Annotated in this window: 9 protein-coding genes and 1 pseudogene; 8 read left to right on the top strand and 2 right to left on the bottom strand. The window is 63.4% G+C overall.

All coding sequences use genetic code 11. The features are described 5' to 3' along the window. Positions 1-354 precede the first annotated feature (354 nt). The 8 genes from B1991_RS14215 (at position 355) to B1991_RS14250 (ending at position 16354) form a co-directional block, all read left to right on the top strand. The gene (locus B1991_RS14215; protein ID WP_136259338.1) at positions 355-582 is read left to right on the top strand and encodes a hypothetical protein; all 228 of its coding nucleotides are present in this window, start codon (positions 355-357) and stop codon (positions 580-582) included. 35 nt (positions 583-617) lie between these two features. Beyond that, positions 618-9509 carry a putative Ig domain-containing protein gene (locus B1991_RS14220; RefSeq protein WP_136259339.1) on the top strand — a complete coding sequence of 2964 codons (8892 nt, stop codon included), beginning with the start codon at positions 618-620 and terminating at the stop codon, positions 9507-9509. A gap of 140 nt (positions 9510-9649) precedes the next feature. After that, the gene (locus tag B1991_RS14225; protein WP_136259340.1) at positions 9650-11014 is read left to right on the top strand and encodes a tryptophan--tRNA ligase; all 1365 of its coding nucleotides are present in this window, start codon (positions 9650-9652) and stop codon (positions 11012-11014) included. Positions 11015-11084: 70 nt separating this feature from the next. Next, positions 11085-11408: a hypothetical protein gene (locus tag B1991_RS14230; RefSeq protein WP_136259341.1), complete on the top strand. Its 324-nt coding sequence runs from the start codon at positions 11085-11087 to the stop codon at positions 11406-11408. A gap of 162 nt (positions 11409-11570) precedes the next feature. Then, entirely contained in the window at positions 11571-13793 is a 2223-nt protein-coding gene (locus tag B1991_RS14235) for a DUF5916 domain-containing protein (RefSeq protein WP_136259342.1), read from the top strand. 77 nt (positions 13794-13870) lie between these two features. Next, positions 13871-15124 carry an MgtC/SapB family protein gene (locus B1991_RS14240; protein ID WP_246031184.1) on the top strand — a complete coding sequence of 418 codons (1254 nt, stop codon included), beginning with the start codon at positions 13871-13873 and terminating at the stop codon, positions 15122-15124. 64 nt (positions 15125-15188) lie between these two features. Further along, complete coding sequence (locus tag B1991_RS14245; protein ID WP_136259343.1) at positions 15189-15707, top strand: YgjP-like metallopeptidase domain-containing protein; 519 nt, start codon at positions 15189-15191, stop codon at positions 15705-15707. A gap of 2 nt (positions 15708-15709) precedes the next feature. Then, positions 15710-16354: a DUF6348 family protein gene (locus B1991_RS14250; protein WP_136259344.1), complete on the top strand. Its 645-nt coding sequence runs from the start codon at positions 15710-15712 to the stop codon at positions 16352-16354. 222 nt (positions 16355-16576) lie between these two features. Here B1991_RS14250 and B1991_RS14255 read toward each other — a convergent pair. Together B1991_RS14255 and B1991_RS19105 are read right to left on the bottom strand one after the other, a co-directional pair. Continuing rightward, positions 16577-17374, bottom strand: a pseudogene (locus B1991_RS14255) (dihydrolipoamide acetyltransferase family protein); the annotation flags it as partial. A 68-nt stretch (positions 17375-17442) separates the two neighbouring features. After that, positions 17443-17547, bottom strand: coding sequence for a DUF481 domain-containing protein (locus B1991_RS19105; RefSeq protein ID WP_342773784.1), 105 nt, complete (start codon positions 17545-17547; stop codon positions 17443-17445). Positions 17548-17599: the final 52 nt, after the last annotated feature.

Raw genomic sequence — 17599 nt, forward strand, 5'->3', positions numbered from 1 at the left:
ACGTGGAGTTTGAGACGGCCCCGAGATATTGATCTTAACATTGGCTTCTGGGGGAAATGATCGTGACGGCGCCTTGCTGAAACTGGATGGAGCTCATGGTCACGATGGTCGCTATCGGCGAAAGATAAGCAAAAATTCCTGGGGTCGGTCGTAGGTCACGTCGTTACCTGATAAAGACAAAAATTGATCAGCTAAAACTGCAGTTAGATAAATCCATTTGTGATTATATTGAGGCGCTTAATAGAGATGAGATATTACAAGTTCATGTGCCTAATAGTTGTAATAGATGTTGCATTATTTTTCTTAATTTCCATATTTTATAGGCCACGTCCTGAAACCGCCACGTTTATATTCATGAAATATTCGTTCTTTATGCCATTAATTGCTGTCTCAATATTGCAACTCGCAGGGCTGCTGATGAATGTGTTCCGGGGGCGTGTCAACACAATCGGCATAACCCGATTCATTGAATACAAATATAAATCATCTCCATCTTTATTTTTCTTTGGCGTAGCGTGGGAGCTTGTTCTGTGGATCCTGCCAATGTATGCAATTATCGGGTTCCTCATGGAGCCTAACTGACCAAGTACATTACCATCAAAGACGGAGCATCTATCATGACTGATTCGGATCTGACGCACCGGGAACAACTTGCATATGCGGAGGTCACGGCGGTACTCAACGAGCTGATGGCTCGCAGATATACGGAACTGAAGCAAGAATATGCCGAAGGCATGCTGACTCCTGGTGAGTTCGCAGCCTCATTTGCAGACATGTTTGACGACATGGGCGACTTGTTACAGCGGTACGCCGATCGAGGGCGCGAATCCGGCATGGCAAATTTTGCGGATGCGCTAGCCGTGTGGGGATACGACTACAAACTACGTGCTGCCCAAGTCAAAGGCGCTCTGTCGGAGGAACAAGTAGACGTCGCCGTTGGCTTGATCTTGGGCATTTCAAATGAGCTGAAGGAAAACGAGGAGGCACTCAACCTCTTCGAGACTCGTTTTGGCTCCGGGGCACGGGACATGCTCAAGAAGGCGTTGAGCGCTGCCGAGCCGATAAGTATCGGGTACACAGCAACCAAGGCGATAGGCGATTTCTTTGACGGGAACGATAAGTCTGCTAGTGCAAGGCTGTTCGGACTTGTGGTTGGTATAGCCGCCGGAATGTTTGTCACCGCCGGCGCGGCCGTACCGGCTGTGATTGCGGTAACGATAGGCGCCACGGTAGCTCTACTTGAAAACGTAGCCGAATCGGCTTTCAATGGGGTGGCGTCAATGTTTGGGTGGGAGGATCCAAAGGACGCCCAAGCTGCCGTGCTGCGGGCAATCAGGGACAGCGATAACGCGGCGCTCACTCACATCGGTAATCATCTGTACTGGGGAACTGACCAAAACGATGTCTTCGTTGGACTCGACGACAAACCAAATGATATGGTCGGTGAGGGTGGAAACGATATCTTGGAGGGAAACGCCAAAGCGGATTACCTCAATGGGGGAAGCGGCAGTGACAGCCTCAAAGGGTTTGCCGGTGACGATACGCTAAAAGGCGGCACAGATGATGATACGCTAAATGGTGGGCGGGGTAACGATACACTGGTTGGTGGCGTTGGCTTCGATACATACAAATTTGTCTCCGACGATTTGCAGAGTGGCGTAACAGAGGATGTGATTTATGACGAGGATGGGCTCGGGAAAATCGTTTATAATGGAGATATAAACATAAGTGGCACAGGAATCGGCTTTCGCACAATACATGACTCCAGCTTCGGTACTTGGCTCACTTCAGACGAGCAGTTTCGCCTCGCTGTAATTGGCACTAGTGATAATCAAACTCTCTTGATCACGCATCGCTCAAGCGGGTCCCGTATTGTCGTCGAGCATTGGAAGAACGGCGACCTAGGTATCCAGCTTCCGGATTTCGAGGGCGTGAATCCTCATAATTCCGCGCCCCTGACGAACGACAGCGATATCTTCGGTGCATCGGGTAGCAATGTTGGTAACGACGAAATTGGCGGACTGGCGGGCAACGATGGTCTGGACGGAGGTGCGGGTAATGACGTCATCGACGGGGGGCTGGACGACGACCTGATTCTAGGGGGTTCCGGCAACGATCAGTTGTTCGGTTCGTATGGCAATGACGTGATCATTGACGGTTCAGAACTGATCAATTTTGAGGACTGGAGTGATGCCGCTGGCTCGGATGGAAAGAGTGAGCGACAACACGTCGAGGAGGACATAGCCCAATTGGGTTCAGCGGTCCTGGCACGCGGAAAAGGTTGGTACATTCGCCTTGATGGTACGGAGCAGGGCAGCGGGTTTACGATTGTCACATCACAGTCCAAGATAGATCTCGACCCCAACATCTCGCAAAGCGGCGATGATTTTATCGATGGAGGCGAGGGGGATGACCGGATCTTTGCGGGCGAAGGCAGTGATACGATCATCGGTGGAGTAGGAGCCGATGTTATCGATGGCGGCCACGACGATGACACCATCAGCGGTGGTGATGGGAACGATACAATCAGCGGCGATCTGTTTGATGGAGCCATTCCACACATTCATTTTACTGCGCTGGTATCAGACCTTGCTCGCAGGAACGGAAATGATCTGATTGACGCTGGTGCCGGTGACGACGAGGTAGCAGGCGGTGGTGGTAACGATATTATTTATGGCGGGGATGGCAGCGACAGACTCGCTGGCCGGGGTGTATCCAGCCCCGTTGATAGTGATGACGAGGATCGCGATTACATCGATGGCGGCATTGGTAATGACACCATTTCCGGCGATGACGGTGATGACACATTGCTTGGAGGTGATGACGACGACGTGATTCGAGGTGATAACGCATCGCCCGGCACGCGTAATGGGAATGACAGGCTCTACGGGGGGGCTGGAAACGACCAACTCGGGGGTGATGGTGGTGACGATGTTCTCTATGGCGAGGACGGCACGGATACGCTGATCGGCGATGGCGCGGACATCGACGGCAGTCTGCACGGAATTGATCTGCTATACGGCGGCGCTGGCAATGACACCCTGATTGGATCGGGCGGTGACGATGCGCTCGATGGCGGTGATGGTGACGACGTCATGGTGGGTGATGCGGACGAGTCACAGCTTGCCGCTGTTTATCATGGTAACGACTACCTTTCCGGTGGCGCCGGTAACGACGAGCTCCAGGGGAATGGCGGCGACGATGTACTGATTGGTGGTGTGGGAGACGATAGGCTGTTTGGAGGCACCGGCAATGACGTGCTCGATGGCGGCGAAGGCAAGGATGAGCTGGCTGGCGGTGAGGGCAGCGACCGCTTGGCGGGTGGGGCGGATAGCGACAAGCTCTGGGGCGAAGCCGGCGACGACGAGCTGACTGGTGCGGATGGCGACGACGAGTTGCGCGGTGGGGTAGGCAAGGACAGCCTCGTCGGTGGAAACGGCGTTGATCTGCTGATAGGTGACGATGGCGAAGACACGCTCGACGGTGGTGCCGGCAACGACAGTTTGTATGGCAGTGCCGGTTCCGATCAGCTGTCAGGTGGTGATGGCGATGACTATTTGGACGGCGACGAAGCGGCCGTTTCGTCATCCATGCATGGCAACGACACGCTGGACGGTGGCGCCGGCAACGACGTGATACACGGCCAAGGTGGCGACGATGTCATCACAGGCGGGGAGGGAGATGACAACCTGTTCGGTGACGACTACGAACGTCTGTTCTCCGGCAACGACCAGGTATCAGGGGGTGCGGGGAACGACTTCGTGGACGGCGGTGCCGGAAACGACGAATTGTCCGGTGATGACGGCAACGACGTGCTTTCCGGTGGCGACGGTGATGATCAGCTGACAGGTGGAGTTGGCGACGATCAACTCGCTGGCGGCACCGGCGATGACACCTACCATTTTGAACGCGGTTTCGGTACGGATCGTGTCTACCAGTTGGCGGGGGAGGACTCGGGGCACGACGTCATCTCCTTCGGCAGCTCGATCGCTGCCTCGGATCTTGTTTATCAAGTCCAAGGGGACGATCTCATCATCAGCAATGCCAGCAGCGGAGATGTGCTTGGCATCCGCGACTACTTCGGTCCCGGCGCGCTGTTGGACATCCAGTTTGCGAACGGCAGCGTACTGACGCGCGCGCAACTGGAGCAGCAGTTGGGACTGGCAACCGCTGTGGTGTCCGGTGACAGCGACGATGTCATCGTAGGTACGGCCGGCGACGACCGCCTGTACGGCGGCGGCGGCAACGACGTCATGTCCGGTGGCGAGGGCAACGATTACCTCAATGGCGGCGACGGTGATGATCAGCTCAACGGCGACTCGGGTGAGAACATCCTCGAAGGTGGCGCCGGCAACGACATCTATACCGTCAACCTGGGTAGTTTCGAGACGATAGTGGGATTGGCCGACAGCGACGCCGGTACCGACACCATCCGTTTCAATACGGGTCTTTCGCCGGATCTGGTCACCAACTACCAGATCAGCGGAGATGATCTGTTTGTCGGGTTCCTAATCAACGGCAACGTGACGGGTGCGATGCTGGAGGGCTTTCTCGCTACGACAAACGGCACCCACGTCATCGAGTTCAGCGACGGAACGCGATTGACAGCCGACAACTTCCGCAACGGCGCCAGCAGCTGGGTCGGTACCGCAACCGATGATGTCCACGTGGGCACCGAAGCGAACGAAACCATGGACGGGGGCGATGGCAATGACGTCCTCTCGGGCGCGGGCGGCAACGACTACCTCGTGGGCGGTGCCGGCGACGATACGCTCAACGGCAACGACGGCGACGATATCCTCAGGGGTGTCGCTGGCTCGGACACGCTGAACGGCGGTGCGGGCAATGACCAGCTCTATGGCAGTAGAACCAGCAATCTGCAGGGCGGTGCCGGAGACGATCGGTATTACGTCTACTCCAACGGCGATACCTATTACAGTGGTGCCGATACCGTTGTCGAGAACAGCGGTGAAGGCATCGACACGGCCTATGCCGACGTCTATTCGTATACGCTGACTGCCAACGTCGAAAACCTTGTAGCCATCTACGACTCCATCGTGTGGGTGCAGCATTACTCTGACGGTAGGCAGGAAGACCTGCCGCGAAGGCTAGTCGGCAACGACCTGGACAACACCATTTCCCTCGCTGCGCCCTCGGGTTTCGAGAGCCACCGGGGACACACCTATCTGCTCGATGGCGGCGCCGGTGCCGATACGTTGATCGGCAGCGCCGCCAACGAGATCTACCTGGTGGATGACGCAGGCGACAAGGTCGTCGAAACCGACGCAGGATCCTATCAGTCGTTTGACATTGTCCGCGCCAGCATTTCTTACACCTTGGCCGAGGACAGCAATATCGAAGTGCTCGAACTGACGGGGGCTGGCGATATCTCGGGATGGGGGAACTCCGGAGCGAATACTCTCGACGGGAGCACTTCCAGTGGGGCGAATGTGCTTTACGGCGGCGCAGGCGACGACACGTACATCGTGGACGCCAACGACAGCATCGTCGAGCTCGCGGGCGAAGGCAACGACACCGTACTCATCAAGGGGCCCGGCGTGAGCGGGGGTGCGACTTTCACGCTCGCCAATTATCAGAATGTCGAGGGGTTGCGGCTGGACAACTCGGTGCAGGGCGGCAACTTGCTTGGCGACGAAGGCGACAACCAACTTGCGGGGAACGGCTACTTCAACGTGCTTCATGGTGGTGAGGGCAACGACACCCTTTTCGGCGGCGAGATTTCAGGCTATGGCAGCTCCGGTCGCGATGACCTGTACGGCGATGCCGGTAACGACACCCTGCATGCGAGTAGCGGCGGCGCAGATCTGCACGGCGGTGTCGGCGACGATCAGTTATATGGATCAACCGGTGCGGACAATTTCCGCTACGCGATTGGTGATGGTATGGATGTCGTCCATTCGTCTGCCGGAGCAAGTCTCGACCGGGTGGTGTTCTCGGAGGAAATCACGCCAGACATGGTGAGTTTCAGTCGCGATGGCGCGACCTTGATCGTCCAGGTCGGGTCGGATCCAAACGATCAGATTCACGTTGCCGATTATTGGGCTACGGCCGATGGCGATGTCCTCAGCGGGGGCATCGACCAGTTCGTGTTTGCCGACGGTACCGTTCGCAAGGGCGGGCTTGATCATCTGCCTTACACCAACAATCCGCCGGTCACGTTGATCAGTAATCTGAGCACGATTGCTGTTGGGGATGAGCCATTCGTATACACCTTGCCGCCGGACATGTTCACGGATGCCGCGGACGACACTCTCGTACTGAGCATGGCGGCCGGCGCGCCAACATGGTTGAGCTTCGATGCGGCGACACGCACCTTCACGGGCACGCCGCCCAATGGCGGGCAGGAAACCGTCATCGACGTGATTGCCACCGATAGTTGGGGGCAGACGGCTTCGGCATCATTGAAGCTGAATGTGCAGAACGTGATCCACGGTACAGCGGGTGACGATGCGCTGTTCGGCACCACTCATGGCGACGACATTCATGCGGGCGCTGGCAACGATACCCTGGATGGTCAGGGCAATCGGGATCGGCTCTTCGGCGGACTGGGCGATGACGTTTACATCATCGGAGACAGCGCCGCAGTCATCGTGGAGCTGGCGGGGGAAGGGCAGGACACCGTAAACGCCAAGGTCAACTATGTGCTTGGTGAGAATGTCGAGCGGTTGGTGCTGGTGGCCGACTCGCAAGCCCGAAGCGGTACCGGCAACAGCAACGACAATGAGATCGTTGGGAACGACCTCGACAATGTTCTGGACGGTGGTGCCGGGGCTGACCTCCTGACGGGTGGTCTGGGCAACGACACCTATGTCGTGGATCAAACCGATGACCAGACCATCGAAGCCGCCGGTCAGGGTATCGATACCGTACAAGCGACCGTGAGCTGGCAGCTTGGTGCCGAAATCGAACAGCTGAAACTGATGGGTGAGGATCACATCGACGGCATGGGCAACACGCTCGACAACGTCCTCACGGGCAACGAAGGAAACAATCGCCTCGAAGGCGGCGCGGGAGCGGACAAGCTCTACGGTGGGGCCGGAAACGACTACCTGGTCGTCGAATCGAGCGACGATCAGGTCTTCGAGGACATGGACGGAGGCACCGATGTGGTCGAACGGCGGTTCGAAACCAATCTGGTGCTCGACGAGAACGTGGAAGGCTTGGTTCTCGGGACAGGAATTGAGACCGGCAATGGCAACGAGCTCGACAATACGATCACCGGCAACGCCGGTGCCAACACACTGGGCGGCTGGGATGGTGACGACCTGCTGCAGGGGCTGGACGGCGACGATTCGCTGTTCGGCGGCAACGGCAGCGACCATCTGACGGGTGATGCCGGCAACGATTACCTCGACGGCGGTGCTGGGGTCGACCAGTTGGAAGGTGGGGTGGGTAATGACGTCTACGTCACCGACGACTCAGCTGACGTCGTAACTGAGGATGCGAATGCAGGTACCGACCAGGTGCAGACGACGGCCTCGTACACGCTCTCTGCCAACATCGAGAACCTGTTCCTGATGGACGGCGCCGGTGCCATCGACGGCACCGGCAATGCATTGGACAATTACCTGTCCGGCAATGGCGCGACCAATGTCCTGAATGGCATGGGCGGCAGCGACACCATGGTCGCCGGCGGTGGCGACGACCTGCTGATTGGTGGCACCGGTGACGACAAGTACGTCTTCGACGCGGCCAGCGGCAGCGATGTGGTCGACAACACTGGTGGCGGCAACGATGGCATCTTCTTCACCAACGGCGTGGACCGGGATCGCCTTTCCTTCACCCGGGATGGCGACGATCTGTTGATCTCCGTGGATGCCGCCACAACGCCGTCGGTGCGTGTGACCAACCATTTCCTGGGCGGCGATGCGGCGATCGACTACGTGCAGCCCGATGGCGGCTTCATGCTGACCACGGCACAGATCAACCAGATCGTGGCCGGTGGCGGGCAGTACGACCAGGTGATCGAGGGCACGGCTGCCGCCGAGCAACTGGTGGGCAGTGCCGGCAAGGACCTGGTGAAGGGGCTGGCCGGCGACGACCAGTTGTTCGGCCTGGCCGGAGACGACACCCTGCAGGGCGGCGACGGTGACGACTACCTCGCCGGCGGTGATGGTAGCGGTACCGGCTCAGGTGCGGATCGCTTGGAGGGTGGGGCGGGCAATGACACCCTGAACGGCGAGGACGGCATCAATGCCCTGATCGGCGGGCTGGGCGACGACAGCTACGTCTATGCCGGCGGCCAGGACACGATCGACAACACCGATGGCGGCTTCGACGGCGTGTTCTTCAACGACGGCATCACCGCGGCGCAGTTGGGCTTCACCCGCGATGGCGACGATCTGCTGATCACCGTGGACGGCAACGCCAGCAACACGGTACGCATTACCGACCATTTCCTGGGCGGCGACTGGGCGATCGACTATGTGCAACCGGCCAGCGGCTCGATGCTCGATACCGCCGCAATCAATGCCCTGGTAGATGGTGGCGACGGGGGCGATCCTGGTACGCCGGGTGAGCCAGGCAATGACGACGACTACACCACCACGGTTGACGGCACCGCTGCCGGCGAGCAATTGCTTGGTACGAACGGGCGCGACCTGATTCACGGGCTGGGCGGCAACGACACCATCTTCGGCTTCGGTGGTGACGACAAGTTCGTCGGTGGTGACGGCGACGACTACCTGTCCGGCGGCAACGGCTCGTTCAGCGGCTCGGGCAACGACATCCTGATCGGCGGTGCCGGCGTCGATACCCTGGTGGGCGAGGACGGCGAGGATCTTCTCCTCGGTGGTGCTGGCAACGACAAGTACGTCTGGCAGGCGGGCTCCGGCAGCGACGTGATCGACAACACTGGCGGCGGCACGGACTGGTTGTTCTTCAACGGTGTCGACCGCACGCGGTTGAGCTTCCACCAGAGCGGAGACGACCTGATCATCCTGGTAGACGGCGACACGACCCAGCAGGTAAGAGTGCAGGGCCACTTCCTCGGCGGCGATCTGGCCATCAGCTACGTGCAGCCCAGCGATGGTTATGCGATCCCGGCGGCGGATTTCACGAGCCTGCTGACGCCGATGCCCGCCGGGTTCGCGGCGCAGTCCGCCACCATGTCACCGGTGGTGGACGATCGGACCATGTCGTTGATGACGGCGCATGCCACCTCCACGGTGGGCCGACATGCGCTCCGGCCCATGTTGGTCGAAGGTCATGGCCGCCGGCTGGCTGATCGGTGGGGGCGGTCGGTCGGCTACGTGGCCATTGACGAGCTGTTGGACGACGTACCGATAGGCGGCCGGGCTGGACTCGGACACGGTGTGGGTGCAGGCCGGCAGGTTCAGCAATTGATAGAGGCGATGTCTCGCTTCGCGCCGGCTACGGGCGAAGCATCGCCTTGGCACGACGACGCGCCTTGGCAGGAGGCCGCGTTGGCTGCAAGCCACGATGCATTGCGCCGGTTCAAGCCGTCATATCAGGTCTCGATGCAGTAGGGCGACCGGCAAGACCATCAGCTGCGACGGGGGGTTGTCCCGTCGCGGCCGATGGCATTTCTAGAGTTGTGGCGCATTTTCCGTTGTTCAAAGCGCCGTGCCGGATGTCGTAGACTGACGTTTTACTTGCGCAGCGCAGCATGCAGACTCGAGTCCTTACCGGCATCACCACCACCGGCACGCCGCACCTGGGCAACTACGTCGGGGCGATCCGTCCCGCGGTGGCGGCCAGTCGGCGGGCGGACGTGGATGCGTTCTTCTTCATGGCCGATTACCACGCCCTGATCAAGAGCGACGACGCGGCGCGGATCGAGCGTTCGCGGCTGGAAATCGCGGCGACCTGGCTGGCGGCGGGGCTCGATCCGGCGCGGGCCACGTTCTACCGGCAGTCGGACATCCCGGAGATTCCCGAGCTGACCTGGTACCTGACCTGCATTGCGTCGAAGGGCATGCTCAACCGTGCGCACGCGTACAAGGCGGCGGTGGACAAGAACGCCGCCGCGGGCGAGGACCCCGACGCCGGCATCACCGCCGGCCTGTACATGTACCCGGTGCTGATGGCGGCGGACATCCTGGCGTTCGACGCGCACCAGGTGCCGGTGGGGCGCGACCAGATCCAGCACATCGAGATGGCGCGCGACCTCGGTCAGCGCTTCAACCACCTGCACGGGCGCGAGTTCTTCGTGCTGCCGCAGGCATTGATCGAGGAACAGGTGGCCACGCTGCCGGGGCTGGACGGACGCAAGATGTCCAAGAGCTACGACAACACCATCCCGCTGTTCGCCGGCGGCAGCAAGGCGCTGCGCGAGGCGATCATGCGCATCGTCACCGACTCGCGCGCCCCGGGCGAGCCGAAGGACCCGGACGACTGCGCGCTGTTCACCATGTTCCGCGCCTTCGCCAGCGAGGCCGAAACCGCGGCGTTTCGCCGTGCGCTGCTGGAGGGTCTGGGCTGGGGCGAGGCCAAGCAGGTCCTGTACGAGCGCATCGAGGCCGACGTGGCGCCGCTGCGCGAGCGCTACGACGCGCTGATGGCCGACCCGGCCGCGATCGAGGTGATCCTGCAGGAAGGCGCGCGCAAGGCGCGGGCGATCGCCACGCCGAAAGTGGCCGGATTGCGCGAGGTGCTGGGGCTGCGCGAGATGCGCACGGCCGGAACCACCGCCGACCGCGCGCCGGCGGCGAAGGCACCGCCGCGCATGCCGCGGCTGGCCAGCTTCCGCGATGACGACGGTCGCTTCCGCTTCCGCCTGTTCTCCGCCGAGGGCGAGGAGTTGCTGCTGTCGGTGCCGTTTGCCGACCCCAAGGCAGCCGGCGCGAGCCAGAAACGCCTGAAACAGCTGGGCGCGGTGGCCGCCGTGGTGCAGGTGCGTGGCGCGGCCCTGGTGCTGGAGCTCGATGCCGAGGCCGTGGCGAGCACGCCGGACTATCCGGACGAGGCAGCGCGCGAACAGGCGCTGCAGCGCTTGCGCCTCGCGCTGGATCAACTGGCGGCGCAGGAGTGAAGCGCCGCCGCCGCACTGCGTCGAACCTGCCCGCGGCTTCGGCGCGTCGGCCCGCCTGAAGGAGATCCCCGTGCGCTTCCTGTCCATCTTGTTGCTGGCGCCCTGGCTGCTGGTGTTGTGCTGGCTCTACTGGATCTGGCCGCGCAGCCTGCCGCGGACCGCGGGCCGGCGCAGCTTCGACCTGCTGGTGCTGCTGCTGGCCGGACTCGCCACCGCGTGGGCCGCGCTGGCCGGCTTCGATTCGGCGGTGCTGCCCGAGCCGGGCGAGTTCGGCAAGGTCAGCGGGTCGATCTGGCAGCAGGTGCTGCCCGCGTTGTGGGGCTACGGTGCGTTCGCCGCGGTGATCGTGTCGGCCCTGCTGCTGCGCCAGTGGTGGTGGGGGCGCCGGCGCTGAGCGTGCCCTGGTGCGGACGCTGCCGCGCCCGCGTCGTGCCCGCGGCATGACCAATGGCCGTCGAGGAATCCAAACCTTCGCGGCAAGCTGCGCATCTACCCCATGCCGCATGCACCGGTTTCATCGCGCCGCGCGGCATCCCCTTTTCGTGGATTTCCCGACATGCGCCTGGCATGCCTGTTGTTCTTGAGCCTGGCCTCGGTGCCGGCGCTCGCCGTCGAGATTGATGGCCACATCCGGCCGACCGAGTGGGCCGGCGCGCGGCACATCACCGATTTCCGCCAGACCCAGCCGCTCAACGGCCAGCCCGGCACGCTGCACACCGAGGCCTGGATCCTGGCCACGCCGCAGGGCCTGGCCGTGGCCTTTCGCTGCGACCAGCCGCCCTCGGTGCCGCGTACCCGCCAGCGCGTGCAACGCGACTTCGACGATCAGGTGGACCGTGTCAACGTGATGGTCGATTTCAATGGCGACGGGCGCACCGGCTACGACTTCGTGGTCAGCTCGACCGACGGCATCAACGACGCGGTGGTCACCAACGAGGTCAAGTTCAACAAGGACTGGGACGGCAGCTGGCAGCACGCGGTGAGCGAGGATGCGGCCGGCTGGAGCGCGGAGATCCTGATCCCCTGGTACACCGCGCCGATGCATGCGGCGAAGGACGGCCAGCGCACGCTCGGCGTCTATCTCGACCGCGTCACCGGCTCCACCGGCGAACGCGACGCGTGGCCGGTGGCCAGCTTCATGCGCCCGCGCTTCCTGTCCGAGTTCGGGCGCATCGAGGTGCCGCGGTACCGCCAGTCGCTGTTCGCGATCACGCCGTATGCGTCGGGCCTGTATGACAACGTGCGCGGCCGCAGCCATTTCCAGCAGGGCGCCGACATCCTGTGGAAACCGAACGGCCAGTTCCAGCTGACCGCGGCGCTGAACCCGGATTTCGGCCAAGTCGAGAGCGACGATCTGGTGGTCAACTTCGGCGCCACCGAAACCTATGTCAGCGACAAGCGGCCGTTCTTCACCGAGAACCAGGGCATCTTCGACTTCAGCCTGCTCGACGACAACAGCCAGCTGGTCTACACCCGTCGCGTCGGTGGCCCTTCGGACGACGGCATGGGCGCGGCGGACATCGACGCCGCGGTGAAGCTCAACGGCAGCGTCGGCACCACCAGCTACGGCGTGCTGGCCGCCGACGAGGACGGGGCGGCCGGGCGCTTCTTCGGTGCCGCGCGGGTGACCCACGACTTCGGCACGCAGAGCCTGGGCATGCTGCTGACCCGCGTCGACCGGCCGTGGCTGGATCGCGAGGCGACCGTGCTCGGCGTCGATCACCATTGGCAGCCCACCGCGCAGCTGACCATCGCCACCAACGTGGTGGCCAGCGACATCCTGCAGTCGGGCACGCATGCGCGCGACAGCGGCGGCACCGTCATCGCCGACCTGGAGATGGGCGACGGCTGGCGCCAGCAATGGCTGGGCATGCACTTCGGCGACCAGCTGCAGGTCAACGATTTCGGCTACCTCGAGCGCAACGACTTCAACTACGCCCACTGGGAGGTGCGCAAGCGCTATGCCTCGCTGCCGGCGGACTCGGCGTACAGCTCGCACGACTGGCACGTCCGCATCGACGCCCTGGACAACGACCACGGCCTGCGCCTGCGCCGGCAGTTGCGCATCCGCCGCACCAGCACCTTGCGCGACGGCACCACCGAGGATGCGCAGCTCAATGTCAACACGGCCGGCTGGGACGACCTGCTGACGCGCGGCCATGGCGCGCTGTTCCTGCCGCCGTCGCTGGATTTCTTCTACGAGCGCATCAGCCCGCGCCACGGCGACTGGGCGTTCAAGCTGGATGCGGAAGTCTTCACCGGCGGCCTCGGCGGCAACCGGCAGCCCGGCTACGAGCTCGAGGTCGTGCCCACCTACTTCATCAACGACGCCTTCAGCGTGTACGCCGGGCCGTCCTGGCAGCGCATTCCGGACTGGCTGGTCTGGCAGCACGACAACCTGATCGGCCGCTTCGACCAGCACACGCTGCAACTCGATGCCGGTTTCGACTGGGCCATCGACCCGCGCCAGGAACTGCGCGTGAAGCTGCAGGCGATCGGTCTGGACGCGCGCCTGCGCGGCGGCTACCGCGTCGGCGCCAACGGCCGCGCGGTGGCCAGCGACGAGCCGGTCGACGACTTCAACGTGCGCAACCTCGGCCTGCAGATCCGCTATCGCTACGAGCTGGCACCGCTGTCCTACCTGTACGTGGTCTACGGCCGCGGTGGTTATGCGATGGATGGCCTGGCGCGCCGCACGGGCGATGTCTTCGGCAACAGTCTTGCGTTGCGCGACGACGAGCAGTTGCTGGTCAAGCTGAGCTACCGCTTCGACATGTAGCGGTGCGGGTTGTCGCATCCGCGCGACTTTCCACGGGTGCTCCGGCATGATCGCGTCGTGGCCGGAATGCGGCCGTGATGCGTCATGGGTGCGGCTTCATGGGCGTCGATTTTTCCTGGACCGGTTTCGCGGTGGCGCTGAGCATCGGCCTGCTGGTCGGCGCCGAGCGCGAACGGCGCAAGGGCGGCGACGGTGACGCGGTCGCCGGTATCCGCACTTTCGCCGTGGTCGCGCTGCTGGGCGCGGTCGGCGCGGGCTTCGGAACCCCGATGCTGCTGCTGGCGCTGGCTGCGGTGGCGGGACTGCTGGCGATTGCCTATGCGCGCGATCCCGGCAGCGACCGCGGCCTGACCACCGAGGTCAGCCTGCTGCTCTGCCTGCTGCTGGGTGCCATGGCGATCCGGCAGCCGCCGCTGGCGGCCGGGCTGGCGGTGGCGCTGACCATCCTGCTGGCGGCGCGCGAGCCCATGCATCACTTCGTGCGCCGCGTGCTGAGCGCGGAGGAACTGAACAACCTGCTGGTGCTGGCCGCGGCCACGCTGCTGGTGCTGCCGCTGCTGCCGGATCGGCAACTCGGCCCGTTCGACGCAATCAACCCGCGCGCGCTGTGGCTGATCGTGATCCTGATCATGTCGATCGGCGCCGTCGCCCACGCGTTGCTGCGGCTGGTGGGCACCCGCGTCGGCCTGCCGCTGGCCGGCTTCCTCTCCGGCTTCGTCTCCAGCGTGGCCACCATCGGCGTGATGGCTACGCAGGCGCGCAACCAGCCTGCACGGCGGCGCTCGGCGGTGGCGGCGGCGGTGCTGTCGAGCGTGGCCACCTTCGTGCAGATGGCGGCGGTGCTCGCCGCCACCGATCTGGCGACGTTGCGCGTGCTTGCCGTGCCGCTCGCCTGCGGCGGCGTGACCGCGGCGCTCTACGGCGCATTGTGGACGTGGAAGGGCCTGCGCCTGAGCACGCCGGACCCGGTGCAGGGCAGCGTGGTGTTCAGCGTCAAGGCGTCGCTCGGGCTGGGCCTGATGATTGCGGTGGTGCTGCTGGCGTCCGCCGCGATGCGCGTCTGGCTGGGCGACCGTGGGCTGGACATCGCCACCGGCGTTGCCGGTTTCGCCGACACGCATGCATCGGCGGTATCCGTGGCGACGCTGGCCGCCGCAGGCACGATCGAGCCTGCGGCCACGGCGCTGCCGATCCTGATCGCACTGAGCACCAACACCGTGTCCAAGGCGGTGATCGCCCGGTTGAACGGCGGTCGCGACTTCGCGCAACCGGTGCTGGTGGGGCTGGCGCTGATGCTGGCGACCACCTGGCTGGGCTGGTGGCTGGGCTGAAACGCGGCGTGAGTCCTGCGGGCCATGCACCCGGGCCGAGGCAGTGCAGTGCGAGAATGGGCGCATGGCTGCGCTCAGATATCTCCAGCATTACCCCGCCACGCTGCAGGACAAGGTGCGCGCGCTGATCGCGCAGGAGCGCCTGGGCGAGCATCTGGCCACGCGTTATCCGGCGCGCCACGAGGTGCAGAGCGACAAGGCGCTGTACGCCTATGTCGCCGGGTTGAAGCAGCAGCACATGAAGAACGCCCCAGGCATCGACAAGGTGCTGTACGACGCCCGGCTCGACGTGCTGCGCAACGCACTCGGCCTGCACACCGCGGTCTCGCGCGTGCAGGGCGGTCGACTCAAGGCGAAAAAGGAGATCCGCGTGGCCAGCCTGTTCAAGGCCGCGGCGCCGGAGTTCCTGCAGATGATCGTGGTGCACGAATTGGCTCACCTGAAAGAGATGGACCACAACAAGGCGTTCTACCAGTTGTGCACGCACATGCTGCCGGATTACCACCAGCTGGAGTTCGACCTGCGCGTCTACCTGACTTGGCGCGAGCTGCCGTCGAACGACACCACCCCCTTGCAGGCATGACGATGGACAGCGCGGCATTGCAGAAATACCTGTTGCAGTTGTTCGAGCGCCACGACGTGGAGCTGGAGGCGGACGAGGACGGCTGGCTGGTCACCGACGGCGATTTCCCGGCGATCCGCGCGGCCTGGCACGCGGGTGCGGCCGGCGAGCCCGGCCGGCTCGACGTCGACGTGGTGCTGAGCGAGGAGCGCTACATCGAGGAAAGCTTCGCCGGCGTGGGCGGCGGCGACGCCGGCTGCCGCGACGCGCTGCGCGCGTTCGAGCACGATGCGTTCCATCCGCTGCTGGCCGCGTGCTGGTACGTCACCGACGATCGCCGCATGCGCATCGCCGCGTGGGAGATCGGCGTGCGCACGTGGGACGTGTTCATCGGCCCGTTCAGCGCACGCGGTGCGGATGCCGCGAGCATGCCGGAGGAGGCGCTGGTGGCGATCGAGGCGGCATTGAAACGCGAAGCACTGAGCCCTGAGCTGCACTGGCTGCGCCTGGTGCACAGCCATGCCGAGGATGGCAGCTCACGCTGCGAGGCCCTGCTCGACAACGAGCTGTGGACGGCCGGTACATTGGCGCTTGCCAGCGTCGCCTGGCCGCAAGGCAGCGACTACAGCGCGCGCTGCTTCCTGTTGCTGGATGTGCGCGACTACTGACGTGGTTCGTGGGGCGGTGTTCTCGTAGGGCGGGCACTGCCCGCCGCTTCGTGACGCGCGGACGAAAGAGCCGGCGGGCAGTGCCCGCCCTACGCGGTGGTTGGCCGCTTCACGCCTTTTTTTACAGGACTAGCTGGTGAAGGTCATCCCGGTGCCGGCGGTTCCCAAAAGAAAAGCCCGGGCGTCACGAGACGTCCGGGCTTCTTTGTGCTGCGGCCGGGATCAGTTCGGCTGGGCGAGATCGTCCAGCAGTGCCTTGAGGAAGCGGGCGGCTTCGCCGCCGGTGGCGGCGCGGTGGTCGAAGGTCAGGCTGATCGGCATGCGCCGGTGCACTTCGATGCCGCCCATCACCGCCACCACGTCGTGGCTGAGCTTGCCGGCGCCGATGATGGCGACGGTGGGCGGCACCACCACAGGCGTGGCGTAGCGGCCGGCGAACATGCCGAAGTTGCTGAGGCTGATGGTGTAGCCGGACAACTCGGAGGCCGGGATGGTGCGGTCTTCCACCTGGGTGCGCAGGCGCTTGATCGCCGTGCGGATGCCGGCTGCGTCGAGCATGTCGGCGTTGCGCAACGCCGGCACGAACAGGCCGTCGTCGGTGTCCACCGCGATGCCGATGTCGACCTGCGGATGCAGGGTGCGGCTGAGGTTCTTGCCGTCGAACCATGCGTTCAGCGCCGGCACCGTCTTGCAGGCGGCGACGATGGCGCGGATCAGGCGCGCGGTGATGTCCTGCTTGCCGATCCAGGCGTGCAGGTCGGCATCGTCGACCAGGGTGGTCGGCACGACCTGGGCGTGGGCGTCGGCCATCACCCGGGCCATGTTGCGGCGCACGCCCTTCAACTGTTCCGGTTGGCCGCTGGCGGTGACGCTCGGCGGCGCGGTGCGCACCGGCTTGCCGGCCAGCGAGACGGGGCCGCGCTGATCTTCCCTTCTCCCTTCGGGAGAAGGTGCCCGAAGGGCGGATGAGGGTGCGGGCGAAGCGGGATGCCGCGCTCCGGCCGCACCCTCACCCCCAGCCCCTCTCCCGGAGGGAGAGGGGGTAGAAGCGTGGCGCTTGCTCGAATCCCGAATCCCGAATCCCGGCGCTAAAAGCTGTACACCAGATTTGTCGTCGGCAGCGTGTCGGTCTTCTTTACGCCCGGCTGCACCTCGCTGTTGTGGGGGGGTCTGTAGTCCACCTTCTTGGGCACGCTTTTTTTTTTCTTTTTACTATCTTGCTCCTGCCCACAATAAGAAGCGTAA

It is taken from the genome of Rhodanobacter lindaniclasticus, assembly GCF_004799035.1.
In the GTDB taxonomy this organism is placed as follows: Bacteria; Pseudomonadota; Gammaproteobacteria; order Xanthomonadales; family Rhodanobacteraceae; genus Rhodanobacter; species Rhodanobacter lindaniclasticus.

Bases quoted from the DNA above. Each gene is read 5' to 3' on its own strand.
- B1991_RS14250 (WP_136259344.1), top strand. From the start codon at position 15,710: ATGGACAGCGCGGCATTGCAGAAATACCTGTTGCAGTTGTTCGAGCGC.
- B1991_RS14245 (WP_136259343.1), top strand. From the start codon at position 15,189: ATGGCTGCGCTCAGATATCTCCAGCATTACCCCGCCACGCTGCAGGAC.
- B1991_RS14225 (WP_136259340.1), top strand. From the start codon at position 9,650: ATGCAGACTCGAGTCCTTACCGGCATCACCACCACCGGCACGCCGCAC.
- B1991_RS14240 (WP_246031184.1), top strand. From the start codon at position 13,871: ATGCGTCATGGGTGCGGCTTCATGGGCGTCGATTTTTCCTGGACCGGT.
- B1991_RS14235 (WP_136259342.1), top strand. From the start codon at position 11,571: ATGCGCCTGGCATGCCTGTTGTTCTTGAGCCTGGCCTCGGTGCCGGCG.
- B1991_RS14215 (WP_136259338.1), top strand. From the start codon at position 355: ATGAAATATTCGTTCTTTATGCCATTAATTGCTGTCTCAATATTGCAA.
- B1991_RS14220 (WP_136259339.1), top strand. From the start codon at position 618: ATGACTGATTCGGATCTGACGCACCGGGAACAACTTGCATATGCGGAG.